Genomic DNA, 26,215 nt, shown 5'->3' on the forward strand with positions numbered 1-26,215 from the left:
GCACGCTCTTTTTGCCGTGCCGTGACGATGTATACGAAGGGGCTATTTCGACCCTATCACAGCAATACGACGGCTCGCAAGGCGTGGATGCGTCAAAACTCGCCGACCCGGACATACGACGCACTTGCACGACGCACTTGCGCCGCACTGCGTTCGCCCGCTGCGTGCCGGCGAGCGAAATTCAGGCCGGCATAGCTCAGGCCCGCATAGCTCAGGCCCGCATGAGGGCTTCGATCTCGTCTGCCTTGACCGGCACGCCGCGAGACATCAGCTCGCAACCATCGCTTGTCACCGCTGCGTCATCCTCGATGCGAATGCCGATGTTGTGGAACTGCTGCGGCACACCTTGCGCAGGCCGCACGTAGATGCCCGGCTCGATGGTGAGCACCATGCCCGCGCGCAGGATGCGGCTCGGCCGGTTCTTGATCACCTCACCCGACAGGGGGTCCTTGCGTTCGCTCACCGAACCGAGTTCAGACGGCTCGACGTAGCTGCCGCAATCGTGCACGTCCATGCCGAGCCAGTGGCCCGTGCGGTGCATGTAGAACTGGAAGTACGCGCGCTTTTCGATCACGTCGTCAAGCGTGCCCACCTTGTTTTTATCAAGCAGGCCCACATCGAGCATGCCCTGCGCGAGCACTTTCACCGTGGCGTCATGCGGGTCGTTGAAGCGTGCGCCGGCCTTCGTCGCATCAATGGCTGCCTGCTGCGAAGCAAGCACCAGGTCGTACAGCGTGCGTTGCGGGCCTGTGAACTTGCCGTTGGCCGGAAAGGTGCGAGTAATGTCGCTCGCGTAGCCGTCGAGTTCGCAGCCGGCGTCGATCAGCACCAGCTCGCCGTCGCGCACCGGCGCCGCGTCGGCGCGGTAGTGCAGCACGCACGCATTGGCGCCCGCCGCGACGATCGCGCCGTACGCCGAATACTGTGAGCCGCCTTCGCGGAATTCATGCAGCAGCTCCGCATCGAGGTGATATTCGCGCACCTCTTTGCCCGCACGCAGCATGCGAGCGGACTGCTTCATCGCGCGGATGTGGCCGCGTGCGCTGATCTGCGCGGCGCGCCGCATGATGTCGAGCTCGCTCGCGTCCTTGACGAGGCGCATTTCATCGAGCACGGCGCACAGGTCGCGTTGCTGCTCCGGGCACAGCGCGCCGTAGCGAACGCGTGCACGCACCTTGTTCAGCCAGCCGCCCACGCGCGCTTCCAGGCCCTCGTGAATCGCGAACGGGTACCAGACGGCGTCGCGGTTTTCCAGCAGCTGCGGCATCAGCGCGTCGAGCTCGTCGATCGAATGCGCGGCATCGACACCGAGCGTGGCAGGCGCGGCCTGTGGCCCCAGTCGAAAGCCGTCCCAGATCTCGCGCTCCAGGTCCTTCGGTGCGCAAAACAGCGTGCTCTTGCCGTCGCCCGTGATCACCAGCGTGGTGTGCGGCTCGGTGAAGCCCGTGAGGTAGTAGAAGTAACTGTCGTGCCGGTAGATGTAGTCGCTGTCGCGGTTGCGCGGGCGCTCCGGCGCGGTGGGGATGATGGCGATGCCGTTCTTGCCGATTTGTCCAGCGACGCGGGCGCGGCGCTGCGCGTAGTTGCTTTGCGATGTCATGGTCGTCTTTTCAGGTTCTGCTCGTGGGTGACAAGCTTTCCAGTTGTTGCGGCGTGCCAAGGTTGTGCCATTCGCCGCGCCAGGGCTCGACGCTGATGCGCCGGTCCCGCATTCTCTCAAACAGCAACGGCCCGAGCGCCGCGCGCTGGCCGTACGGAATATGCGCACACAGCTCGCGGCGCATCAGCGCGAAGTTGGCGTACGTCCATGTGTTGCCATCGGGGCCGGCCGAGTCCGCCAGGCCAAGACCATCAGCGCCGATGCCGAAGTCGCCCTTGGTGTGAAACGGCGGATTGGGCACCAGCCACAAGTGCGCGAGCCGCCCGCTCTCGTCGAATCGCGCCTTGGCCTTCGCGTCGAAGACAAAGCCCGGCGCGTAGATGTCGGCTGAGACGATCCAGAACGACTCCGCCAGCAGCGGCAGCGCCTTCGCAATGCCGCCCGCAGTCTCGAGTGCGCCGCCGTGGTCGCGCCCTTCCATCGAATAGAGCAGCTCCACGCCCCAGCGCGAGCCATCGCCGAGCGCGGCGGGAATCTGCTCTTCCAGCCACGCCGTGTTGATCACGATCTGCTTCACGCCACTGGCCGCAAGTGCTTCGATATGCCACACGATGAGCGGTTTGCCGCGCACTTGCAGCAGCGGTTTGGGGCAGGTGTCCGTCAAGGGGCGCATCCGCTCGCCGCGCCCTGCCGCGAGGATCATGGCCTGTGCTGCGCTCATGCCTGGCCGTCGCCCCGGTCGAGCGAGCGCTGCTCCGTCCATTCAGGCTGGAAGCGCTCGATCATCGTTGCCATCAGTGTGCGTGCTTTCAAAGAATGGTCACCGCCGAAATTGCAGACGTACACATCGACGGTGACGGCGCGCTGCTCGGGCCAGGTGTGCAGGCACACGTGCGACTCAGCGAGCAGCACCGTGGCCGTCACGCCGCCGGGGCCGCGCGGTGTGGCGGGAAATGTGTGGAAAAGCTGATTTACCGCCTGCAGGCCCGACGCCTCCACAGCTTTGACGCACCACTCGCCCAGGCGCGACGCGTCGGTCAGCCAAGCGGCTTCGCAGTGGCACTGGTAGAGGTCGGCGGTGAGGTGCAGCCCTTGCATGGCGCCACTGTAGACGATCACTGTTGCGCGCAAAGTAAAATCCATGGTTCCCCCCGATCACCCCTGGAGCGCAGCCTCGATGGCCAAAGACACTTCCATGGCGCATGCCGCCACCAACATGGCCAACGCGATTCGCGCGCTTTCAATGGATGCGGTGCAAGCCGCCAATTCCGGCCACCCGGGCGCACCCATGGGCATGGCGGACATCGCTGTGGCTCTATGGGGCCGGCACCTGCGCCACAACCCCCGCAACCCGCACTGGGCTGACCGCGACCGCTTCGTGCTGTCGAACGGCCATGGCTCGATGCTGATTTACGCGCTGCTGCACCTCACCGGCTACGACTTGCCGATGAGCGAGCTGCGCAACTTCCGCCAGCTGCACAGCAAGACGGCGGGCCACCCGGAAGTCGGCGTCACGCCCGGCGTTGAAACCACCACCGGCCCGCTCGGCCAGGGCATCACGAACGCCGTCGGCATGGCGCTGGCCGAAAAGCTCCTCGCCGCCGAATTCAATCGCGACGGCCACACGGTGGTTGATCACCGCACGTATGTTTTCCTGGGCGACGGTTGCCTGATGGAAGGCATCAGCCACGAAGCCTGCGCATTGGCTGGCGCGTGGAAGCTCGGCAAGCTGATCGCCGTGTACGACGACAACGGCATCTCCATCGACGGGCAAGTCGCGCCCTGGTTCATCGATGACACGCCCGCCCGCTTCCGCGCCTATGGCTGGAACGTGATCGGCCCCATCGACGGCCACGATGTAGACGCACTCGACCGCGCAATTGCCGATGCGCGCATGGGCACCGAGAAGCCAACGCTGATCGTCGCCAAGACACAGATCGGCAAGGGCAGCCCGAACCGCGCCAACACCTCCAAGGCACACGGCGAAGCGCTGGGCCTGGAAGAAGTCAAGCTCACGCGTGAAGCGATTGGCTGGCCGCACGAGCCGTTCGTGGTGCCGGCTGAGGTCTATCGCGAATGGGACGCGAAGGACAAGGGCGCTGCGGTCGAAGCCGAATGGAACAAGCGCTTTGCCGCCTACCGCAAGGCGCATCCTGAGCTCGCCGCTGAATTCGAGCGCCGCATGAAGGGCGAGTTGCCCAAGAACTTCGCGCAAGTCGCGTTCGATGCCGCCGTGAGCGCACAGGCCAAGGCTGAGACAGTCGCGTCGCGCAAGGCGTCGCAAATTGCGCTGGAGGCATTCACCGCAGCGCTGCCCGAAATGCTCGGCGGCTCGGCTGACCTCACGGGCTCGAACCTCACGAATACGAAATCGACAGCGCCCTTGCGCTTCGACCTGGCAGGAGAGGTTGTGCGTTCAGCGATGAGCGTTGAGCGTAAAGACAACGCCCAACCCTCAACGCCCAACGCCCAACCTTCAATAGGCCGCCACATCAACTACGGCGTGCGTGAATTCGGCATGGCGGCTGTGATGAACGGCGTTGCGCTGCATGGCGGCTACATCCCGTACGGCGGCACCTTCCTCACGTTCAGCGACTACAGCCGCAACGCGATCCGCATGGCGGCGCTGATGAAAAAGCGCGTGATCCACGTCTTCACGCACGACTCGATTGGCCTGGGCGAAGACGGCCCCACGCACCAGTCGATCGAACATGCGGCCAGCCTGCGCCTGATTCCAAACCTGGATGTGTGGCGTCCGTGCGATACGGCAGAGACAGCGGTTGCATGGGCTGTCGCGCTGCAAAACGCCAACCGCCCCACAGCGCTGCTGCTCTCGCGCCAGAACCTGCCCTACGCGCCGAAGTCTGGCCTTGATGAAATCACCAAGGGCGCCTACGTGCTCGCCGAGCCCAGCGAAGTCGGCGTGAAGAAGAAGCTGCAAGCCGTGATCATCGCGACCGGCTCTGAAGTGCAGCTCGCGTTGAAGGCGCAAGAGCAACTCGCAGCGGACGGTATCGCTGTGCGCGTGGTGTCGATGCCGAGCACGACGGCGTTTGATCGCCAGAGCGCGGCATACAAGTCGAGCGTGCTGCCGCAAGGCGTGCCGCGCATCGCCGTTGAAATGGGCGTGACCGACGGCTGGTGGAAGTACGGCTGCGCCGCAGTCGTTGGCATCGACACGTATGGCGAGTCGGCACCGGCGAATGTGCTGTTCAAGCTGTTCGGGTTCACGCCGGAGAATGTGGCGGATACGGTGCGGGTGGTGCTCGCGAAATGAAGTTTGTCACCGGCGCCTTTGTGCTGCTTGGCTTAGCGCTATGCGCCACTGCCGCGAATGCACAGACCGGGCTGGTTGCCGATGTCGAGCCGTATGCGCAGTGCCTGACTTCCACTGAGGGACCCGGCGCGCGACCTGTCTATCCTGAGGGCCTCTATGCCCGCAAGGAAGGGGGGCGTGTGGTTGTCGAGATGGAGTTTTCGGCGCCAGGCCAAGCTCCGCGAGTCAAGGTTCTGGGCGACGCTGCCGACGCCGACTTCGTCGACGCGGTCAAGCGCCATGCTGGGCAGTTGCGCGTTCCTTGCATGCAGCCAGGCGTCCTCGTCAAGCTCCAGCAGGAATTCGTGTTCGTGCCCAATGATGGTCGCAAGGTGAGCTGGACGACACCTGAGGCGGGGCCTTCGGCAGGTTACCGGCGAGAGTGCATCACGCGCATAGATTCGGCGTCGAAGCCGGAAATGCCGCGTAGGGCGGCGCGTGAAGGCCACACGGGAGCAGTGATCGCCCGCATCGCGTTCGATGGCCTCAACACCGAGCCGACAGTGACACTGGCCTACGCCGGGCCCCATCGGGAGCTGGCGGAGACAGTAGTCGACTACGCAAAGGGCTATCGCCTGACGTGCGGCGGCCCGAAGCTTTCCGCCATGCAATCGTTCGTCTTCAGGTTTTCCGATAGCGCGACGACCGTCTTGCGCGATACGACGCTCGTAAATTTTCTGCGCGGTGTGCGCAATGCCGCGGCCACGCCCGTGTTCTTCGATCTGAACACCATGTCCTGCCCCTTCGAGGTCCGCCTCAACTACTGGCAGCCCGCATCGCCGAATCGAGTTGGCGAAATCGGTGCCTCCGTGCAGGCCCGGCGGCCCTTTCTCGACTGGTTGGCCACGCTTCGGATCAAGGCGGATACCGATATCGAAGCTGGCGTGATCGGTGACTCCCTCACCATCTCCGTCCCCTGCGGAAAGATTGACCTGTAGATTTACCTTCCCCTGGAGCAAACACCATGACCATCAAAATCGGCATCAACGGCTTTGGCCGCATCGGACGCAACGTGTTGCGCTCGGCTGTGCAGAATTTTTCCGACATCGAGATCGTCGGCATCAACGACCTGCTGGAGCCGCAGTACCTCGCGTACATGCTGCAGTACGACAGCGTGCATGGCCGCTTCAAGGGCGAGGTTTCGGTCGAGGGCAACACGCTCACCGTCAACGGCAAGAAGATTCGCCTGACGCAAGAGCGTGACCCGGCCAACCTGAAGTGGAACGAAGTCGGCGCTGAAGTCGTCATCGAATCAACGGGCCTGTTCCTCGACAAGGAAGGCGCGGGCAAGCACATCACCGCTGGCGCCAAGAAGGTCATCATCTCCGCACCGTCGAAGGACGACACGCCGATGTTCGTCTTCGGCGTGAACGACAAGACCTACAAGGGCGAGGCGATCATCTCCAACGCGTCGTGCACGACGAACTGCCTCGCGCCGCTGGCCAAGGTGTTGCACGACAAGTGGGGCATCAAGCGCGGCCTGATGACCACCGTGCATGCCGCTACGGCAACGCAGAAGACAGTGGATGGTCCTTCCAACAAAGACTGGCGCGGTGGCCGCGGCATCCTGGAAAACATCATTCCGTCGTCGACGGGCGCAGCCAAGGCCGTGGGCGTCGTGATCCCCGAGCTGAACAAGAAGCTCACCGGCATGAGCTTTCGCGTGCCCACGTCCGATGTGTCGGTCGTTGACCTGACCGTCGAGCTCGTGAAGGAAGCCAGCTACAAGGAAATCTGCGCCGAGTTCAAGGCGCAATCCGAAGGCGCCCTGAAGGGCGTGCTGGGCTACACCGAAGACAAGGTCGTCGCCACGGATTTCCGCGGCGACACGCGCACGTCGATCTTCGATGCCGACGCAGGCATTGCGCTCGACGGCACGTTCGTCAAGCTGGTGAGCTGGTACGACAACGAGTGGGGCTACTCGAACAAGTGCCTGGACATGGTCCGCGTCGTCACCGCGAAATAAAGCTCGAAAAAATCCCCGCGGCTCCCTGGGGGATGCCGCGGGGCGAAAGATCCCCTGCAACAGGGGGTCTGGAGAGCGGTGGCGTTCAGCGCTTGCCGGCTGACGACGGCGGCAACGGTATGGTGAACGTCGGTGGCGACACTTTCGTGAAATCGGCCGGCACGCGAAAAAGCTGCGCATCGGGCTCACCCCGCGTGACGTTCTGCACGCGGTAGTTTTCTTCACCGGCCAGCGGGTCGGCATCGCGCGAGCGCAGCGTGATGCCCAGCTCCGGCGAGTTCCACGTTTCATTGACGATCACGATCGGCCGCTCATTGCCGATGCGGCCCGCCTCGATCGTCCATGTGGTGCGCTTGCCGTCGGCGCGCAGGCCCTCCACGGCGTCTGCGGGCAAGATCGTCACCACGCCCACGCCACGCGGGCCGGGCAGCCGCATCGGGAACGGCATGGGCGGCGGCGCAAACATGCGTGGCGGCGGCGGCCCATCGCCCATCGCGCCGGGGATGGCGATGCGCACCGGCTCCGGCTGCGAGGAGGCGGGGTCAGGCGGTGGCGCAGCGGCCGGCGCCTTGCCCGGGCGCAGGCGCTCGCGCAGGTCCCGCCCCAGGCCGAGCAGGCGCTCGAGCATCGTCGCTGACGGCTCGGTGTCGGCGCCGCCGCCCGTGCGGCGCGGCGCATCGAGGCGAACGGCGCGCTTGCCCTCCAGGTCGAGCATCCAGCTCTCGTGGGCGACCGGGTCGCGCACAAAGACATTGCGGCGCCCACCCGGGCCCATCACCTCCTGGCGCGTGCGGCCCTGACCATCGCGGCACTGGCGCGACGCCTGCCGCTGCACGATGCGGTTGCCGTCCACGAGCGACTGCACGCTTTCATGCACTGCGTCCGCGCAGTACGGCGCGTTCTGCACGACGCGCTCGCGCTCGAGCTGTGCGCCGGCCATGAAGAGCATGTCGTGGCGCATCGGCCCGCCCAGCATTTGTACCTGCGAATCGACAGGAGTCTGCGCCTGCGTGGCAGCGGCGCAGAGCAGCGTGACGGCCGCTGCGGTGCCGCGCCAGAGGGTGTGGTGGGGGTGTGTCTTTGTCATGGCGGTCTCCTTCATCACTGCATCACGCGCACGGCCAGCACGGCGCCGCCGTCCTGCACCAGCACCTGAGCGGGTGTACGCTCACCGGCGCGCGTGGGGTCATAGGGCAGGCCCAGGCCGACCAGCCGGGCTTGCGACATCTCGGTGGGCACCAGCCAGGCGGCGCCGGGCTGCGAAGCGTCGGCCGCGACAGCGACGAAGCTGCCTTCAGCAGCAGCTGGCACGCCCTGCACCGGATCGAGTGAATTCACCAGCAGCATCACGCACAGTGCGGCGCACGCCGTGCCCGCGAACGCCTTGCCAAAGACCGACCAGCCGAGCCAGGCGCCCAGACGTGAGGCAGGCCTCGCGGGTTTGCGCTGGCGGCTGTCCAGGGCGCGTTCGATGGCGGGCAGCAACGTCGCCGGTGGCGTATGCGCGTTCAGCTCGGCAGCGGCCAGCCTCATGGCATGGGCAAGCTGTGCAGGGGCAAATGGTGCCGGGGCAGGTGTGTCGTTCATGTCAGTGCCTTCATGGCGGGGGCGAGCGCTTGCGCGAGGCGTTGCCGGCCGCGGTGCACGCGGGTGCGCAAGGTGTTCAGTTCGACGCCGGCGATTTGCGCGGCTTCGGCATAGGGGCGCTCCTGCAGGTCCACGAGCACGATGGCTTCGCGAAACCCGAGCGGCAATTCGCGGATCGCCCGCCACAGTGCAGCCGTGTCCTGCGAGCGGGCGAGTTCGACTTCGGGCGCCGGCACATGCGTGTCGCCGTTGCGCTCGTGTGCCTCGTCGTCGTCTGCCACGTCGAACTCGAGTGAGGGCACTGATTCGCGCCAGCGGGCAAGCAGCCGGTGCCGTGCGATGCCGCACAGCCACGCGCGCAGCGGCCCGCGTGCCGGGTCGTAGGCGCCCGCACCCTCGGCGAGTTCAATGAATGCATCCTGCGTGGCGTCGGCCGACCACGCCGGGTTGCCGCACATGGCGAGCGCAAAGCGGTAGATCTCGCCCGCCTCGGCGCGGTAGACGAGGCCCAGCGCGTCGCGGTCCCCCGCTGCCACGCGGGCAACGAGTTCGGCACAGGGAGATAACGGGCGGGGGCCCCAGGGCATCAGCTTGACTTCCAGACGGGTCGCCGGCGGCGCCCTTCCTTCTTATTGCGCCGGGACGCAGGAAAAGTTCCCGCCACGCGAAAAATCAGGCAGGCACTTCCTCACGCCCATCCGGATGCACTGCAAACCGCTTCGGGTCGCGCCCGTGGTTGGGCGCGCTGTCACCAAATGGCCAGCCGCCAAACTGCGTGCGCCGATAGTCCTGCATCGCCTGCATGATCTCGGCCTGCGTGTTCATCACGAACGGGCCGTACTGCGCGACCGGCTCGGCAATCGGCTTGCCTTGCAGCAGCAAAAATTCGCCTTCCACGTCGCCGTTCACCAATTCGGCAGCAACATCCCCGCGCAGCTCGATCGCGTTTGACGACTGCACTGCTGTGCCGCCTATGGTCACGCTCGCACCCTTGAAGAAGTACAGCGTGCGCCGCGTGCCATGGCCCTTGGCGGCAGGCAGCGTCCAGCGCGCACCCGGCGCCATGCGAATGGTCCAGATCGCCACGTCGGCTTCAGGCTGCGCGGCCCATGAGTCGGGCGGCGGCGGCAGCGGTGCATCAGCGCCTTCGAGTTGACCTGCAACTGTCAGCACATCCGTCTGGCGGCCCGCTTCGTCATGCGTGACCAGCCGCGGCATGTCCGCTGACCACAGCATCGTGAAATGCGGCGGCACCATCTTGTTCTTCGCGGGCAGGTTCAGCCAGATCTGGAAGAGCTCCAGCGGGTTCTCGCGCTCGCTGTCGAGCAGGGGGAACATCTCTGAATGGACGATGCCTTGCCCGGCCGTGACCCACTGCGCATCGCCCTGGCCGAAGCGCGCCTTCGCGCCCAGTGAATCGCTGTGGTCGATCAGCCCCTTGCGCACCACCGTCACGGTCTCAAAACCGCGATGCGGATGCGCCGGAAAGCCCGGCACTGTCTCGCCGTGGTACATGCTCCAGCCGTCCTTGCGGCTGAAGTCCTGGCCAATGTCGCGCCCCGCCAGCGAGTCCTGCGGGCCCATGTCGGCATTGCCCTTCGGGTACGCATCATCGTGATACGCGCAAAACAGGAACGGGTCCTGCGTCGCCCAGGGAAAGCCCAAGGGCAGAACGCCCAGCACGGGCGAGGGGGTGGTCGTCATGGGGGTCGTCATGGTGGTCATTGAGTCAAGATGGGGGCGGCGTAGCGATCTTGAAGTGTGCGCCAGCGTGACGCAATGTTGTCCGCAGCGCAACAGTCTCGCTCGCGAGCGGCTCAATGTGCCGCATTGCGCAGGCGCGGGCACCGGAGGCAGGGCTAAACTCATATTTACCTCCATTCCGAGCATTGAATGTTTCCAATCAGGCCAGCGGCTTCCCGAGTGGAAATTGATTTTGACGCTGGGGTGCAGCCCATTCACGCCAGCGCGACGACACGCATCGTTCGCGTTCGTCATGCCGCTTCGTCGCAGGACCTCGTTGGCAAGCTGTACCTCGGCCCGGCTGCTGCCCAGCGCTGGAAGATTGAAGCCGCGATGCTGGCGCGCCTGGTGGGCATTGCCGGCATCGTGCAATTGGCCGCACAGCCGCCAGCCCAGGGCTCGCTGCTGCTGCAAGACTGCGGCTCGCAATCGCTGGCGCAGGCGATGGCCCGGCGGCGGCTCGACGTGACGCGCGTGCTCGCGATCGGTGCGCGCCTGGCGCAAATCCTCAGCGATGTTCACAGGGCGGGCGTCATTCATCGCGACATCAACCCCGCGAACATCATGCTGTCGCCCGGCGGCGAGCCCGTGCTCATTGATTTCGATCTCGCCGTGCCTTTCGATGCCGAGGCGCCGCCAGCGCAAGAGAACTTGCTGGTCGGCACGCTGGCCTATATCGCACCGGAACAAACGGGCCGCACCGGCCGCGTCGTGGATTACCGTGCGGACTTGTACGCGCTGGGCGTCACGCTCTACGAAATGGCCACCGGCGTGTTGCCTTTTGAGGGTGACGATGCACTGCAGCTGATTCAGGGCCACCTCGTGGGCCAGCCGGCAGCGCCGACTGAGCGAGAACCAACGGTGCCGCGCATGTTGTCGGACATCGTGATGCGGCTGCTCGCGAAGTCACCGAACGAGCGCTACCAGAGCGCCAGCGGCCTGTTGCACGATTTGCTTCGCCTGCAGGCGCAAGCAGGCCATGAGCTGCAAGTTTTTGATCTGGGCGAGCGCGACTTTCCCGCGCGCTTGCTGGCACCGCCGCAACTCGTTGGCCGCAGCAGCGAGCTGGCCCGGCTGCATGAGGTGCTCGCCGGCTCTATCGAGGGGCGGGTGCATGGGCTTCTCATTGAAGGTGCTGCAGGCACCGGCAAGACCGCATTGATCCAGGCGCTGCGCCGGATGGCCGGCGCAGCAGGCGGGCTTTATATATCCGGCAAATTCGACCAGCACCGCGCGCAGAGCGCGGGCGCTGATGCGCTGAACCACGCGCTGCGCCAGCTTGGCAGCCTTCTTCTGGCGCGGGCCGGTGACGAGGGTGCTGCACTGCGCGAGCGCGTTCTGCAGTCCGTGGGCCATGCGGCAGGCATGTTGACGCGCCTGTTGCCCGAGTTTGAACTGCTGCTGGGGCCGCAGCCCGAGTCCGGCGGCGCGGAGCCGCACCAGCTGTCCACAAGGCTCGTGCAAGCCCATGTGGACTTGCTGGCGGCCATCGTCTCGGCGACGCAGCCGCTCGTCATGGTGTTCGAGGATATGCAGTGGGCAGACGCGCTGTCGCTGCGCGTGTTCGACAGGCTGGTGAACGAGCCCTCGTTACGCGGCCTGCTCATGGTGGGTACCTATCGCGGTGAGGACGTCGTTGCGCCGCACCCGCTGGCAGAAATGCTGAAGCTGCAAGCAAGCGATGGCGCGCGGCTTGAGCTCATCCGCTTGCACCCCCTGGCCAACGCCGAAGTCGGCGAGATGCTCCAGGCCATGCTGCGGCTTGCGCCCGAGCCCGCCCTTGCGCTGGCCGGTGAGGTTTGCGAACTGAGCGCCGGCAACCCCTTCGACACGGTAGAAATTGTCAACGCGCTACGCGGCGAAGGGCTGCTGCGGCTCGAGTCGAACGGATGGACCTGGCAGGGTGAGTCGATCAGGCGCTTTGCAGGCCGCAGCAGCGTTATTGACTTGCTCGCAGTTCGCATCGCGCGCTTGCCGCCACAGTCGATAGCGCTGCTCGAGTGCATGAGCTGCATTGGCGCGACCGTGTCGCTTGAAGTGCTGGCAGCCGCGCTGGACGCCACGGCGCACGAGCTGCGCGAGTGCCTGCAGGCGCCCCTGGACGATGGGCTGCTGTCACTCGACATGAGCGAGCAGCCGTTCGTGCAGTTCCGGCATGACCGCGTGCAGCAAGCCGTTTGGGAGCGACTCGATGCCGCACGGCAGTCTTCGTTGCAGCTGACCCTGGCGCGCAGGCTGGCTGCTAATGCGTCGACGCGTTCACAAGCGGCGCAGCAGTACCTCGCCTGTGCAGGCGCGTTGAGCGATGCCGGTGAAATGACTGCCGCGGCAAACCTGCTGCTTCACAGCGGCAGGCAGCTGCTGCGCAATGCCGTGCCTGACCACGCGGGGCGGTATCTGGCCGCGGCCGCAGCGCTGCTCGATGCGCAGCCGCATGCCGACGTTGCCTTGCGCTGCGAGATCGACATTGCCTGGCATGCGGCCTTCTACGCGCAGGGCCAGCTCGCAGATGCCGACAGCCTTCATGATCGCCTCTGGCGCGAGATGCTCACAGAGCGGATCGAGCCTGCGGCGCTGGTTGAGCCCACCTGCCTGCAGATGCGCAGTGTGTATATGCGCGGGCGCATCCGCGAGGCCATCGACATGGGCTTCGAGCTGTTGAGGCGCCTGCGCGGGCCGGTGTTCATTGGCGCTGACGACGCCGGATCACGACAGGGCCTGGACGAGCTGAGCAACTGGGTCGCGCGGGAGCGCGCAGCCGCGAACGCGCCGCGTTCGCCGACCACAGACCGGCGGGTGCTGGGCCTGGCAAATATCCTGAGCCGGCTGTTCCCGCCGGCGTGCTTTCTCATGGAAGAGAAAACGCTGGTGTGGCTGCTGCTCGAGGCGCAGCGCCTGTGGAGCGCCCACGGGCCGAGCCCCGCGCTCATGGTCGCGCTCAGCCGCGCCAGCATGGTGTTGATCCCCCTGCGCGGCGACTGGCGCTGCGGCTTTGATATTGCGCGCTACGTGCTCGAGGTCGGGCAGGCGCACGGCTTCGAGCCGGAGACCTCTGAAGCGCGCCACGCATTCGCGATCAGCGCCAGCCACTGGTTTGAGCCGCTCGCCATCACGGCGCAGCATGCGCTGCAAACACGCGACGGATTCGCGCGCTTTGGCGATATCTCCTTTTGCTGCTTTACCTACGGCGTGACCAACGAAGTCGCGCGCGAATGCGCGCCATCGCTGGCCAGCTACGCCGCCGACATCGAGGCCGGGCTGGCGCTGTGCGCGCGCGCGGCCAATCACCTGGCGGCCACGCTGATCGGCGTTGAGCGGCAGCTGCTGCGTTGCCTGCGCGGCGAAACCACCAGCCCCGGCACTTTCAACGACGCAGGCTTTTCAGAGGCTGCGTTCCTCGAAGACGCGGCCTCCATGCCGGTCATGCGGATCACCTTCCTCTTGCGGCGCGCCATCGCCGCGGCGATCTGGGGCGACACAGACAAGCTTGACGAGTGCACGGCCGCAGCCATGCCCCTGCTGGACAGCGTGCCCGGCTTCTACATCACCGTGCATGCGCACTTCCTGCGCGCGCTGGCACTTGCGTGGCGCCTGCAGCGCTCGCTGGCAGCGCCTGATGCACCAGCGCAGTTGGCGCAATGCCGCGAGTGGCTCGCCGCGCGCGCGCAAGACCAGCCGGACAACTACCAGCACCTGCTTGCACTGGTGCAGGCCGAAGAGGCGTGGGCCCACGGGGACATGCTCGCAGCCGTCGCCGGGTTCGAGTCAGCGCTCTCGCAAGTGCGATCGCAGCGCAGGCCCTGGCACGAGGCGTTGATCACTGAACGCATGGGGCGCTTCCACCTGGCGCAGGCGTGGCGGCAGACAGGCACGCATTGGCTCGTGCAAGCGCGCGACCTGTACGGCGCATGGGGTGCTTCGGCCAAGGTGTTGCAGATGCAGGGCGAGCCGGGCGCGCCGGCATCTGCTGGCAGACCCATCGCGCAAGACGCGCTGCCCGCGCGAGCGTCTTTGCGTAGCGGCAGTCTGTCCACGCCGTCGATGGCGCTCGACCTGCTGGGTGTGCTGCGCGCCTCCCAGGCGCTCAGCTATGAAACAAGCCTGGGCGGGCTGAGTGCGCGCGTTCATGAAGTCCTGGCCGCGTTGACCGGGGCGACGCACGTGCAGCTGCTGTCATGGAACGAAGACCGTTGGGAACTGCTCTCGCCCGGTCATGCGCCAATGGCAGCCAGCGATGCGGCGCGCGACGGCTTGCTGGCGCGCTCGGTGATTGACTACGCACGTCGCACCGGCCAGCCGCTGTTGGTGGAAGACGCACTGGCTGACGACCGCTTTGCGCGCGACCCCTATTTCGCCAATGTCCATCAGTGTTCGCTGCTGGTGGTGCCAATTTCCGCCCAGGGCGGCCCGCGCGCCCTGCTGGTGCTGGAGAACCGCGACGGCCGTGCTGCGTTCAACACAGACGGCCTCGACACCGTGATGCTCATTGCTGGCCAATTGGCGGTCTCGCTGGCCAATGCGGCGCTCTACGACGAAATGGAGCGGCGCGTGGAAGCCCGCACGCGGGAGCTGCAGCAGACGCAGGCGCAACTCGTGGCGACTGCGCGGCGCGCAGGCAAAGCGGAGGTGGCCAACAACGTCCTGCACAACGTCGGCAACGTGCTCAACAGCGTCAGCGTGTCGGCGAGCATCGTGCGGCGCACAGTGACCCACTCGCGCCTCCAAGGCTTGTCCCACGTGGTCGCGTTGATGAATGAACATCGCAGCGACCTGAGCGCCTTCATGGAAATCGACCCGAGAGGCTCCGCCCTGATGCCCTACCTCAATGGTCTGGAGCATGCGCTGGCCGAAGAGCGTGAGCAGGTGCTCGGCGACCTTGACAGGCTGACGCACAGCGTTGACCACATCACACACGTCATCGCGACGCAGCAGTCAGAAGCGGGGCAGTCCGGCTTTGTCGAGCTGGTGCGCCCGCGCGAGATCATGGACGAGGCCGTGCGCGTGTGCGCTCAGGCCATAGCGCGCGCCGGCTGTCAGGTCATTCAAAGTGATGAAGAGATTCCTGCTCTCCTGCTGGATCGCCCGCGCCTGCTACAAATCCTTGTGAATCTGATCGTCAATGCCACGCAGGCGATGGAAGGGGTGCCCGAAGCCGACAGGACGCTGGAGCTAAGCGCGCACGTGGAGCCAGGCGAGCCGCCCGTCCTGCTGATGTGGGTGAAGGACAGCGGCGAAGGCATTGCGAGCGAGAACCTGGAGCGCGTGCTGGCACACGGCTTCACGACTCGCCAGTTCGGCCATGGCTTTGGCCTGCACAGCAGCGCACTGGCGGCCATGGAGATGGGCGGCAAGCTCACGCCCTACAGCGCCGGCCGCGGCCACGGCGCAACCTTTACGGTGGCTGTGCCGCTGCAGCAGGCGGCAAGCCGGCCTCAGTGATGGTGCCCGTGCTCACCATGCACGTGGCGGTGGGCGATCTCTTCACCGCTGGCCATTCGCACGCTGACCACCTTCAGGTAGAACTTCAGCGCCTTGCCTGCGAGCGGATGGTTGCCGTCGAGATGCACCGTGTCGCCCTTGATCTTCATCACGTGGAACACATGCGGGTCGCCGCCATCGGTGCGGCCTTCGAGCTGGCCGCCGACCTTCACGCCCGGCGGAAACTCTTTCTTCGGGATGGTGCGCACCAGCGATTCGTCGCGCACGCCGAAAGCGTCTTCGGGCTGCAGTGACAGCTGCACCTCGAAGCCGGCCTCATGGCCGTCGAGCGCCTGTTCGATGGCGGGCAGCGTGTTGTCATACCCGCCGTGCAGGTAAACCATGGGCTCGCGGCTTTCCTCGATGAGCTTGCCGGTGAGTTCGGCGACCTTGTAGCGCAAGGTCACCACGGTGTCTTTGGCGATTTTCATGAGCGCAATTTTGCCCGCGATCGCCCGCGGGCTTGTGCCCGGCCGAATTTGCGTACAGTCACGCCATGTCAGAAACCGCCACGCATTCCGAAATGCCCCCCGAAGAAGCAGCCCCAGCGGCTGTCCAGCCACCTGCCCAACCGCCCGCCGGCGCGAAGTCGCCACGCCCTGCGCAGCAAGTGCTCGAGCGCCTGTTCCAGCTGTATCCGAAGATGTTTGGCGCACGCTTTTTGCCGCTCAAGCTCGGCGTGTTCCATGACCTGATGGAGCGCCACCCGGGCGACTTCGCCAAGGATGACCTCAAGGTTGCGCTGGGCCTGCACACGCGTTCCACCCGGTATCTTGAAGCCGTGGCAGCCGGCCATGCACGCCACGACCTTGATGCAAATCGTGTGGAAGACATCGCGCCCGAGCACGTGCATCACGCCATCATGGAAATCGGCCGCCGCCGCAGCGCTCGTGGCAAGGACGCAAGCGCATGGGTGCGCGAGCGGCTGGTCGCCGCGATCGAGGCGAGCGGCCTGTCACGCGACGACTACGAAGCGCGGGTGAGCCCCAAGGACGACGCAACGCTCGCCGCGCTCGATGCGGCGTTCGCCGACATTCGCGAGAAGCACGCGCGTGCCGAAGCACTTCGCCGCGCCTTCGAATCCAGCGGCAAGACGGTCGCCGAATTTGCAGACATGTATGGCATGCCGGCTGGTGACGTTCGCAAGCTGCTCGGCCTGGCCAAAGAAACACCCTGACCCCTGCCATCGCGCGCTTGCAACGCGCTGCGACGACGCACCATGACTGACCTTTGCTTCATCACGACCTGCCGCGGCCGGCTGGCGCACCTGAAAGACGCGCTGCCGACGTTCATCGCACAGCCAGGTGCCGGCACCGTCGTGGTGGACTACGACTGCCCGGATGGCACGGCAGACTGGGTCGCAGCGAATCATCCGCAAGTCACGGTCGTGCGCGTGCACGACAAGCCGCACTTCGAGATCGCCCGCGCACGCAACCTCGGCGTGCAGGCCGCCAACGCGCAGTGGCTGTGCTTTGTCGACGCCGACAACCGGCTCGCACCTGATTTCGCCGACCGTGTGCGGCCGCTGCTCCAGCGAGGGTTTTTCTATCGGCCCAGCCCGCGATCGATCGACGCTTCGGGCATGTGCATCTGCCATGTGGAAGACTTCCGCGCCATCGGTGGCTATGACGCCGTGCTGCAAGGCTACGGCGAGGAGGACGTCGACCTGTACAGGCGGCTGGACATGCTGGGCGTGAAGCTGGCGCCGTTTCCGGGTGAACTCCTGCAGATCGCCGCTCATGACGTCGGGCTGCGCACGCAGAACTACACCGTCAAGAGCGTGCGCCTGAATGCTGCGCTCAACCAGCTGTACTGCAACGTCAAGCTGGACATTGCGCGTCTCAAGGGCCTGAGCCACATTCCCGAAGACTGGCGCGCCAGGCTGTATGCCCAGGTATCCGAAGGCGTGCTGAAGGCCTACGCAGCGGGGCAGGACCTGACGTTTCGCATCGCCGTGGCGCAGCAGCGCACCAACTTGAAGACCGAGTTGACCACCGCGCTCGAATACCACCTGCGGCTGACGGCGCTGCCGCAGAACGCACCGCAAAACGCACCGCATAACGCACCGCAGATCGCACCGCAAGCAGCGAAAGCGCCCTAGGCGTCGTCCTTGATGCGGAACTGCGAGACGAGCAGCGCCTGCACCGAAGGCGGCACCGGCTCGTAGTGGCTGAACGCCAGCGTGTAGCGCCCTTGTCCGCCCGTCAGCGCATTCAGGCGCGACTGGTAGCTCGCCAGCTCCGACAAAGGCGCCTGCGCCAGCACCGCAAGGCCACTGGCAACCGTCGCGGTGCCGCTGACTTGCCCGCGCCGCGACGCGAGATCGCCCGTGATGTCGCCGATGTGGTCCTGCGGCGCAGCGATCTCGACATGAACGATCGGCTCCAGCACGCTGGGCCGCGCGGCCTGCACGGCAGCGATCACCGCCTTCTTGCCCGCCTGGATGAAAGCGATCTCCTTGCTGTCCACCGTGTGGTGCTTGCCGTCATAGACGATCACGCGCAGGTCCACCACCGGGTAGCCCGCGATCACGCCGGACTCCAGCGCCAGCCGCACGCCCTTCTCGACGGCGGGCATGAGGTTGTACGGAATCGCGCCGCCCTTGACCTGGTCGACAAATTCAAATCCCGCACCACGCGGCAGTGGCTCGACCTTGAGGAACACTTCGCCGAACTGCCCTGCGCCACCCGTCTGCTTCTTGTGGCGATGGTGGCCTTCAGCGGCAACGGAAATCGTTTCGCGATAAGCGATGCGTGGCGGGCGCGTGGTCACCTCGCACTTGTGCACGTCGGCGAGGCGTTCGAGCAATGTGCGCAAGTGCAAGTCGCCCAGGCCGTACACCACCGTCTCGTTCGTCTGCGCCACATGTTCGAGCCGCAGGCACGGGTCTTCGCTCACCAGCTTTTGCAGGATGTCGTGCAGCCGCTGCTCATCGCCGCGCCGCTTGGGCTCAATCGCCAGCCCGTGCACGGGCACGGGAAACTCCAGCGGCATCAGGTGAATGTGGTCGTCTTCTGCCGCGTCGTGCAGCACGGCGTCGAAGTGAAGCTCTTCCACCTTGGCGATGGCACACAAGTCGCCCGGCACGGCCTTCGCGATCTCCTTGAATTCCTTGCCGTGCAACGAGAAGAGATGCCCGACCTTGAAGGGCCGCCGCGCATCGCCGACATATAGCTGGCTGTCGCGCGTGAGCGTGCCCTGGTGCACGCGGATCACACCCATCTTTCCGACATACGGGTCCTGCGTGATCTTGAAAACATGTGCGAGCACATGCTTGTTCAAATCCGGCGCGGCGTAGAGCGGCTTGGCACTCGCGCCCTCACCATGGAGGAACTGCGGCGGGTTGCTCTCGGTCGGGTCGGGCAACAGGCGTGCGATCACGTCGAGCAATTCCGCCACGCCCGCACCCGTGCGCGCCGAGACGAAGCAGATTGGAATCAGGTGCCCTTCGCGCAGCGCCTGCTCCAGAGGCGCGTGCAGCTCCTGCGGGTCCACATCGCCATCGTTGAGGTAGCGCTCGACGAAAGCAGCGTCCACTTCCACCACCTGCTCCACCAGTGCGCGGTGCGCTGCAGCGACTGATGAAAAATCGGTCTGCGCGTCATCCTGCGCCAGGTTGAAAAAGCAATCGACCACTTTGCTGCCGCCCTGTGCGGGCAAGTTCAGCGGCAGGCATTCCTTGCCGAAGGCGGCTTGAATGTCGGCCACCAGCGCTTGCAGGTTGACGCCTGCTGCGTCGATCTTGTTGACGATGATGATGCGGTCGCGCTCGCGCTGCGCGGCCCAGTGCATCATGCGTGCGGCCATGGGCTCCACACCGGTTGTCGCGCTGATCACGATGGCCGCCGTCTCCACCGCTTCCAGCGCGGGCAGCGACTGGCCGAGAAAGTCCGGCGCGCCCGGCGTGTCGATCACATAGGCGTGCACGCCGCCGTGGCGCAGGTTGACGATGGACGAGTTGAGCGATCGCTGCGCCTTGCGCTCAAGCGGATCGAAGTCGCTGACGGTCGTTCCGCGCTCCACACTGCCGGGCGTGCCTGTCGCGCCGGCCTTCCAGAGCAGCGCCTCCACCAGGCTCGTCTTGCCCGCTGTCGCCGGGCCAACGAGGGCCATCGTGCGCACCGAGGCGATATCCGTGGGTGTTGGCATCGCATTCTCCTGTTCAGGGAAGAAAACCGGACGACCATCGTACGCCCGCCGGCACGGCGCCGCAGCTTGGTGTTACACCCGATGTAGTTTTAGCGAATGAAAGTCTGGAGAAGGCTGGCGACCATACCGCGTGATGGAGCAGGTCGTGCGGTGGCAGCTGTTGCTGAATGTCAGCTTCGCGAGAGCTGCGAAATCAGCCAAGTTGATCCAGCTCTTCAAGAGCCGCTATAGTCCGCGCATCAAAAAGTGTTCAGGGAGTGGACGGTGAAGAAAACCGTGAGCGTGGCAGTGGCCACCGCGTTGCGCTGCGTCATCGCGCTTGTGTTCGTTGTGTCGGGCATTGCACCTGCGCAGCAGCCCATGCAGTTTGGCGGGCCAGCCCCCGCACCCATGTGTTACGTGCAGGCCGACCAGATCTGGGGTGGACCGGAATGTTCACCGCCGATGATTGTGCAAGGTGCGTACGCGGCCATCCAGGAAGCCTGCAAACGTTTCGCGCGCAGTCACTCCCTGCACTTGGGGGGTGCCCACACGTGGTCGTGCGTGGCCGGATCGGAAGTGACATCGTGCGAGTTCTCCAATCCCACCATTCGGCCCGATTACGTAGGCGGTGTGGGCGCGAACGTCCTGTTGGATTTCGCTGCGCTGGACGTGCAGCCCAGCGGCAACCCGCTTGTACGCCAGCCGTGGGGCACAAGCATCTACGGCCCGGGCTGCGACTGCGCGGGCGGCTCCCTCATCAAGGCCGACGCAACATGCGCATGCCCGGTAGGCCAGTCGTGGAACGAGCAGACGCAGCGCTGCGAAGTGGCACCGTACCGCATTGAGTTGATTGGCGCGAGCAGCACCAAGGCGTTGATTGCGGGGCCGGTGCTCGCGCAGACAGCGAAGGTGACGAGCAATGGTGCGCCAGTAAGTGGGCGCAGTGTCACCGTCACCATCACTGGCGGAGCGACTGCAACAGGCACCACCAACGGCGCAGGCGAATTCAACTTCACGTACGTGCCGCCGTACAAGGCCACGACCGATACGTTGACGGGCACGTGTGACGGCTGCGCGAGCCCCGCAACCAAGCAGATCATCGTGCAATCGTGCGACCTGTGCGGCGGTGTTGGGAACCCGATCCAACCCGCCACCGGCGAGAAGCTGCAAGACGAATCCGATTGGCTCGACAGCGGCGCACATCCCCTGTCGTTGGTGCGGCACTACCGTAGTCTGTACAACACCGATGCAGGCATGGGCCCGATGTGGAGCCACGACTACGCAGCGACGGCGTTCAAGGGCGATGCAGACAGCCACATCCGCTTTGGCGATGGGCGCAAGGTGCTGTTCAAACGCGCAGCAACTGGCGGTTGGGTGGCAGACAACTACAAAGACACGCTTGCAGAAGATGCAGCGGGCCTGACGTACACGCGAGCATCAGACGAATCGCGTTGGCGCTTTGATACGGCAGGCAAGCTCCTGTCGATCACGCAGCGCAATGGATGGACGATGAGCATGGCGTATGCGGCCGATCGCCTTCAGTCGGTCACCAACGCATTCGGCCGGCGTTTGCAGTTCGCCTACAGCGCGCAAGGCAAGCTCGTTGGTGTCACAGCGCCGGATGGCCAGCAGATCAGCTACGGCTATGACAGCATGGGCCGCCTGGTCACAGCGACCTTCGCAGGCAACGTTACGCGCAGCTATCAATACAACGACACGCGCTGGCCGTGGGCGCTGACAGGCATCGTGGATGAAACCAACACGACCTATGCCACCTTCAGCTACGACGACACAGGCCGTGCAGTGAGCACCCAACATGCGGGCGCAGCTGGCAGCTTCAGCGTGACCTACTCGGGTGGCACCACGGCAGTCGGCACGCTCACTACGGGCGCGGTGAACTCGAACCTCTTCCAGTCCAGCGCACAGGTGAACGACCCGCTCGGCAACCCGCGCACCTACACGTGGCACGGCGGCGATGGCCAGATCCGGCTGGCCGGCACAAACGGCTCGTTCGACGGCAACCGCACAGCAAGCACCGGCTTCGGGCCACTGCACCTGCCGCAGTCCGAGACTGACTTCACCGGCGTGCAGACCACGTATACGTGGGACACAGCACGCGTGCTGAACCTGTCCACCACGCGTGCGGCAGGACGCCCCGAAGCCCAAACGCGCACAACGCAGTGGCACCCCACATTCCGCCTGCCCACGCTCATCACCGAAGCAGGCCGCACGACCGCGTACGAGTACGACGCGCAGGGCAACACGCTGAGTGAGACCGTGACCGACACGGCCAGTGGCGCATCGCGCACCACACGCTGGAGCTATACGAGCAACGGATTGGTCGCCACGATGACAGACGCCAACGGCGGCGTCTGGCGCTATGGCTATGACAGCGTTGGTAACCAACGCTCAGTCAAGAATCCGGCAGGCCACGAGACCACGTACACCCACGACGGCGCAGGCCGTGTGCTGAGTCAAACCGAGCCCAGTGGTCTTGTAACGACCTACGTGTACGACGCACGCGGTCGCATGACCAGCGTCATGCAAGGCGGCGAAACCACGAGCTATCAGTACAACGCACTTGGCCTGCTGACCAATGTGCAGCTGCCCAACGGCTATAGCCAGAGCTACCAATACGACGCCGCACAACGCCTTCGCACGATCGCCGACAACCTCGGCGCGACGATCCAGTATGAGTTGGACGCCGCAGGCAACCGCGTCAGCGAACGAGTGCTGGACGCCAACGGCAACCTCGCGCTGCAAACCGGCAAGCTCATCGACAGCTTCAACCGTGTACGTGCTCTGACCGGCGCGCAAGGCCAGACCACGCAGCTGGGCTACAACGCCAACGGCGAGCCGGTATCGGTCACGGACCCCCTGCAGCAAACAACAGCCCAATCGCTCGACGGCCTGAGCCGCCCAGTTCGCACCACCATGCCCGACAGCGCGAGCGTGACGACCGACTGGAACGCGTTAGACCAGCTCACACAAGTTACCGACCCCAAGGGCGTGAAGACCGGCTACGAGCAAAACGCCTTGGGCGATGTGAAGCGCCAGACCAGCGCTGATGGCGGCAACGTCACCTACGAGCACGACGCCGCAGGCAATGTGATCGCAAGCACCGATGCCAAAGGCATCAGAACGGTCATCACCCGCGACGCCCTCGGCCGCCCTACAGAAATCCGCTACGGCAGCGAGCCGGCCCAGCAGTTCGAATGGGACAGCAACAAGACAGGGTATCTGGCCAGCATCAGCGACAAGACGGGTTCACTCGTCTTCGTGCGCGATGCGCAGGGCCGCATCACCAGCAAGACATCCACGGTGCAGGACAACCCCACCACGCCCAGCAGCTACACGGTGACCTACAGCTACGCAGCCGGAGAGCTCGCAGGCATGACCTACCCCAGCGGCCTTGCAGTGAGCTACCAGCGCACGGCAGGCCGCATCACAGGCGTGACCGTGCGCGAGCCAGGAACCGCTCGCAAACCCAAGCCCACGATCCCGTTCATCAGCAGCCTCACGCACAACGCGCTCGACCAGCCGCAATCATGGACGTGGAGCACCGGCGACACCGCAGCACGCGCCTTCGACACAGATGGCCGCATGACGGCCACCGAGTTCTCAAGCTACGGCTACGACGCGGCAGGCCGCATCACCAGCATTACGCAAGAGCTGTGGGCGCAACGCACCACGACGCTGGAGCTGTACCGCACGCCCCTGACCTGGACTGTCGGCTACGACAACCGCGACCGCCTCACTTCCTTCACCCGAGCAGGCGCGAGCACCAACTACACCTACGACGCCAACTCCAACCGCCTCACGTCCATCGACAAGACCACCAGCGACACGGACATAGACGGCCAGTTCACCGAGCAAGACGCAGCCAGCACCACAAGCCAGGTGTCGTTGATGGATGGCGACAGCAACCGGCTGCTCGGCTTCACGCAAACACTGACCACCATGAGCAACGGCAAGGTCAAGAGCGTAGTGACCGCGCCCGTGAACTACATCGTCAACGCGAACGGATCAATGACGAGCGATGGCCTGCGAGAGTTCGACTACGACGCGGCGAACCGACTCGCCAAAGTGACGGTCAGCAAAGACGGCGAAGCCGCAAGAGTTGTGTATCTCACCAACGCGATGGGCCAGCGTGTGTTCAAGAGCGTCCCGCAAGCCGAACAAACGCTGCCGAATGAAACGACGCTGGACGCGGGCTTCATCGCCTGGCTCAAGAAGTCGTTCGGCTGGCTGTTCACGACACCGACAACAACCGGTGCAGGCCTAGGCACGGCATACGTTTACGGCGATGGCCCGATCCCCGCCTGGGCGATGCTGGGCGAGTATGACAACGGAAGCGCAGTGGGCAAAGGCAGAACGGAGTACATCTGGCTGCCGACGCAAGACGGCCAGGCATTGCCCGTGGGCATGTACCGCAACGGCAAGTTCTACGCGGTGCACGCAGATCACCTCGGCACGCCAAGACTGATCACGGATGAAGCGAACAAGCCAGTCTGGCAGTGGCCGTATTCAGCCTTCGGCAACAACACGCCGACGGGAGTGCTGCAAGCGACACCAAACCCGAAGCAGGCGATTACGAATCAGCCAGTGCTGTTAAAGGCAAGCAAGCCTATCGAGATGAATTTGCGGTTCCCGGGGCAGTACTTTGATGCGGAGACGGGGCTGTTCTACAACTGGAATCGTTACTACAGCGACAAGGGTGGGCGGTACATCCAAAGTGACCCGACCGGGCTTGACGGCGGCATCAACACGTACGGGTACGTCGCGGCAAGTCCTCTGAGCCTTAGCGATCCGATGGGGTTGCAGGCTGTTCCTACACCTTGGGGGCCAATGCCTCTGCCGCCACCAATGCCCAATACCGGTGCGGGTGGTGGACGCGGGGGTTATGACCCTAAGACGGATACGTACACACCTTCAGGAAACACTTCGAATACTGATAACTGCTGTTCTTCATACACAGACGTCTACGACGTTGGTCGCGATACACCAAAACATGGGTCAACCCAAATCGGGAATCGTGGAGCCGAGCCATCCAATCCGGAACTAGCCTTGCAAAATGCGATTGGCACAGGCGATTGGAAACTTGGGTATGACGGTCTGACCGGTCAAATCGTTATGTTTCGGAGGCAACGTACGGACGAGCGAAAATGTGTCAAGTATTGGCATGGATATGTTGTCTATCAGCGTGAATTGACGGCTGAACAATGGAGAGCGGGGCGTGATGCTGGCTTTCCGAAGTGGCCAAGAAAGCCGGGGGCGAAATGAAAGATGCGAGCATTGGGTTCTATTGCTTCAGCTTTGCGAGTTTCTCGATCGAAGTACGCGTCGATGTGCAATCGTCTGTAGATTTAACAAAACGATTTGATCATCATGGCCCTGACTTTGTGTTTGCCGTTGCAGAGATATGGCTGCATCAGGAAGGGCTAACGCATCTCATTATTCCCGCAACTCACCCGGGGAATTTTTTAGAAAACTTGAGGGACTTGGAAAAGCTCGTAATAGGTCCCCCATCCGTTGTAGGTATTGAGGGGCTCATCCCTTGTGGTGGATGGTGTTCGTGGATGGCCGCGTACTGGGATCGAGTCGAAAACGAGTGCAATACGGCCGATGACGAAAAACTGTATGACCTTCTGATTCCCTTGTCGTTTGTCGAAAGTAGAGTTGGTCATATTGCCGTGTACATGTATGGTGGCAAGAAGATATTTGAAGTGGCCACTCGTCTAGGTGAACATGAAGGACTTCACACGGTCAGCGTCTGGTCGCAATTCAATTCAGATGCTTTAGGGAATGAAATTGCGCATTTGGAGAAGGTCATCGCTGCGGATATTCGTGGTGCGATAAAGAGGCAGCCGTAGTAGGTGCCAACGTCCGCGTTCTTCTCTCGCAATCTATAAAGGGCCACCTGCAGCCCGTACCAGCCGCCTAAAGCTGAGAGTGAAGAATTGTGAAGAATTGGGGTCAGAGTCCGATTTCGAAGAATTGGGGTCAGAGTCCGATTTCGCTCTTGGGTCAGCGAATCCGGCAACAGGCAAGCCGACAAAGCCAGCCGTCCCAGGTAGAAAGATAACTTATGACATCTCCCACTCATTGCTGTGCAGCAATGGCAGCAGCGATTGCTGACCCGACCGTGCCCGTGCACTTCGTTCCGAAATTCAGGGAATATGGAATCCAAGTGCTTGATGGTGGCACGAGCTTTCACGAGCTGCACTTTTGCCCATGGTGTGGCACTCGATTGCCATCGTCGCTACGGGACAAGTGGTTTGATGATTTGGAGCGAGCAGGTATTGATCCGACAGAAATCGAATCCATCCCCGATAAGTATTCAGATCACCGCTGGTATTCAGAGTCGTAACCTTGTTGAGCAGGCAGAAGGTAT

18 protein-coding genes are annotated in these 26,215 nt (G+C 64.2%); 9 read left to right on the forward strand and 9 right to left on the reverse strand.

Features of this window, described 5'->3' with window-relative positions; genetic code table 11:
* Positions 1-211: 211 nt before the first annotated feature.
* Genes GHT07_RS06565 through speD form a run of 3 tightly spaced genes read right to left on the reverse strand, consistent with a single transcriptional unit; the run spans position 212 to position 2,698 of the window.
* Positions 212-1,600, reverse strand: a complete 1,389-nt coding sequence (locus GHT07_RS06565) for an aminopeptidase P N-terminal domain-containing protein (RefSeq protein ID WP_153584255.1) — start codon at positions 1,598-1,600, stop codon at positions 212-214.
* Between the two features lie 10 nt (positions 1,601-1,610).
* On the reverse strand, positions 1,611-2,321 hold the full coding sequence (murU, locus tag GHT07_RS06570; protein ID WP_153584256.1) for an N-acetylmuramate alpha-1-phosphate uridylyltransferase MurU: 711 nt from the start codon (positions 2,319-2,321) through the stop codon (positions 1,611-1,613).
* Positions 2,318-2,698 (reverse strand): adenosylmethionine decarboxylase, encoded by a 381-nt coding sequence (gene speD, locus GHT07_RS06575; RefSeq protein ID WP_153584322.1) that lies wholly within the window; start codon positions 2,696-2,698, stop codon positions 2,318-2,320. The genes murU and speD overlap by 4 nt, the downstream gene beginning before the upstream one ends.
* A 79-nt stretch (positions 2,699-2,777) precedes the next feature.
* On the opposite strand from speD, the gene tkt reads away from it, so the two are divergent.
* From tkt to gap, 3 genes are read left to right on the forward strand one after another with little or no spacing between them, the layout of a single operon-like run.
* On the forward strand, positions 2,778-4,877 hold the full coding sequence (tkt, locus tag GHT07_RS06580) for a transketolase (protein WP_228488206.1): 2,100 nt from the start codon (positions 2,778-2,780) through the stop codon (positions 4,875-4,877).
* Positions 4,874-5,854, forward strand: a complete 981-nt coding sequence (locus GHT07_RS06585; protein WP_153584257.1) for a hypothetical protein — start codon at positions 4,874-4,876, stop codon at positions 5,852-5,854. Before tkt ends, GHT07_RS06585 begins: the two co-directional genes overlap by 4 nt.
* A gap of 26 nt (positions 5,855-5,880) precedes the next feature.
* The gene (gene gap / locus GHT07_RS06590; protein ID WP_153584258.1) at positions 5,881-6,882 is read left to right on the forward strand and encodes a type I glyceraldehyde-3-phosphate dehydrogenase; all 1,002 of its coding nucleotides are present in this window, start codon (positions 5,881-5,883) and stop codon (positions 6,880-6,882) included.
* Between the two features lie 85 nt (positions 6,883-6,967).
* Here the strand turns inward: gap and GHT07_RS06595 are convergent, their stop codons facing one another.
* The 4 genes from GHT07_RS06595 to GHT07_RS06610 all read right to left on the reverse strand — a co-directional run bounded on the left by GHT07_RS06595 (position 6,968) and on the right by GHT07_RS06610 (position 10,185).
* Positions 6,968-7,969 (reverse strand): hypothetical protein, encoded by a 1,002-nt coding sequence (locus GHT07_RS06595; RefSeq protein ID WP_153584259.1) that lies wholly within the window; start codon positions 7,967-7,969, stop codon positions 6,968-6,970.
* 14 nt (positions 7,970-7,983) lie between these two features.
* Positions 7,984-8,469: a hypothetical protein gene (locus GHT07_RS06600; protein ID WP_153584260.1), complete on the reverse strand. Its 486-nt coding sequence runs from the start codon at positions 8,467-8,469 to the stop codon at positions 7,984-7,986.
* Positions 8,466-9,056 (reverse strand): RNA polymerase sigma factor, encoded by a 591-nt coding sequence (locus GHT07_RS06605; RefSeq protein WP_153584261.1) that lies wholly within the window; start codon positions 9,054-9,056, stop codon positions 8,466-8,468. The genes GHT07_RS06600 and GHT07_RS06605 overlap by 4 nt, the downstream gene beginning before the upstream one ends.
* 85 nt (positions 9,057-9,141) lie before the next feature.
* The gene (locus GHT07_RS06610) at positions 9,142-10,185 is read right to left on the reverse strand and encodes a pirin family protein (RefSeq protein ID WP_153584262.1); all 1,044 of its coding nucleotides are present in this window, start codon (positions 10,183-10,185) and stop codon (positions 9,142-9,144) included.
* A 207-nt stretch (positions 10,186-10,392) separates the two neighbouring features.
* On the opposite strand from GHT07_RS06610, the gene GHT07_RS06615 reads away from it, so the two are divergent.
* Positions 10,393-15,651, forward strand: coding sequence for an AAA family ATPase (locus tag GHT07_RS06615; RefSeq protein ID WP_194792858.1), 5,259 nt, complete (start codon positions 10,393-10,395; stop codon positions 15,649-15,651).
* Here GHT07_RS06615 and GHT07_RS06620 read toward each other — a convergent pair.
* A complete protein-coding gene (locus GHT07_RS06620) occupies positions 15,645-16,121 on the reverse strand; it encodes an FKBP-type peptidyl-prolyl cis-trans isomerase (RefSeq protein WP_153584264.1) in 477 nt (158 codons plus the stop codon). The genes GHT07_RS06615 and GHT07_RS06620 overlap by 7 nt on opposite strands.
* 65 nt (positions 16,122-16,186) lie before the next feature.
* Here GHT07_RS06620 and GHT07_RS06625 point away from each other — a divergent pair, with 65 nt between their 5' ends.
* Complete coding sequence (locus GHT07_RS06625) at positions 16,187-16,867, forward strand: ProQ/FinO family protein (protein ID WP_228488208.1); 681 nt, start codon at positions 16,187-16,189, stop codon at positions 16,865-16,867.
* A gap of 42 nt (positions 16,868-16,909) precedes the next feature.
* Positions 16,910-17,791, forward strand: coding sequence for a glycosyltransferase family 2 protein (locus tag GHT07_RS06630; protein WP_153584265.1), 882 nt, complete (start codon positions 16,910-16,912; stop codon positions 17,789-17,791).
* On the opposite strand, the gene fusA is transcribed toward GHT07_RS06630, so the two are convergent.
* The gene (fusA, locus tag GHT07_RS06635; RefSeq protein WP_153584266.1) at positions 17,788-19,839 is read right to left on the reverse strand and encodes an elongation factor G; all 2,052 of its coding nucleotides are present in this window, start codon (positions 19,837-19,839) and stop codon (positions 17,788-17,790) included. The genes GHT07_RS06630 and fusA overlap by 4 nt on opposite strands.
* 264 nt (positions 19,840-20,103) lie before the next feature.
* Here fusA and GHT07_RS06640 point away from each other — a divergent pair, with 264 nt between their 5' ends.
* From GHT07_RS06640 to GHT07_RS06650, 3 genes are all read left to right on the forward strand, one after another.
* Positions 20,104-25,104, forward strand: coding sequence for an RHS repeat-associated core domain-containing protein (locus GHT07_RS06640; protein WP_153584267.1), 5,001 nt, complete (start codon positions 20,104-20,106; stop codon positions 25,102-25,104).
* The gene (locus tag GHT07_RS06645; protein WP_153584268.1) at positions 25,077-25,694 is read left to right on the forward strand and encodes a hypothetical protein; all 618 of its coding nucleotides are present in this window, start codon (positions 25,077-25,079) and stop codon (positions 25,692-25,694) included. Before GHT07_RS06640 ends, GHT07_RS06645 begins: the two co-directional genes overlap by 28 nt.
* Positions 25,695-25,909: 215 nt before the next feature.
* The gene (locus GHT07_RS06650) at positions 25,910-26,191 is read left to right on the forward strand and encodes a DUF6980 family protein (RefSeq protein ID WP_153584269.1); all 282 of its coding nucleotides are present in this window, start codon (positions 25,910-25,912) and stop codon (positions 26,189-26,191) included.
* Positions 26,192-26,215: the final 24 nt, after the last annotated feature.

The organism is Caenimonas koreensis DSM 17982 (genome assembly GCF_009646335.1).
Classification (GTDB): domain Bacteria; phylum Pseudomonadota; class Gammaproteobacteria; order Burkholderiales; family Burkholderiaceae_C; genus Ramlibacter; species Ramlibacter koreensis.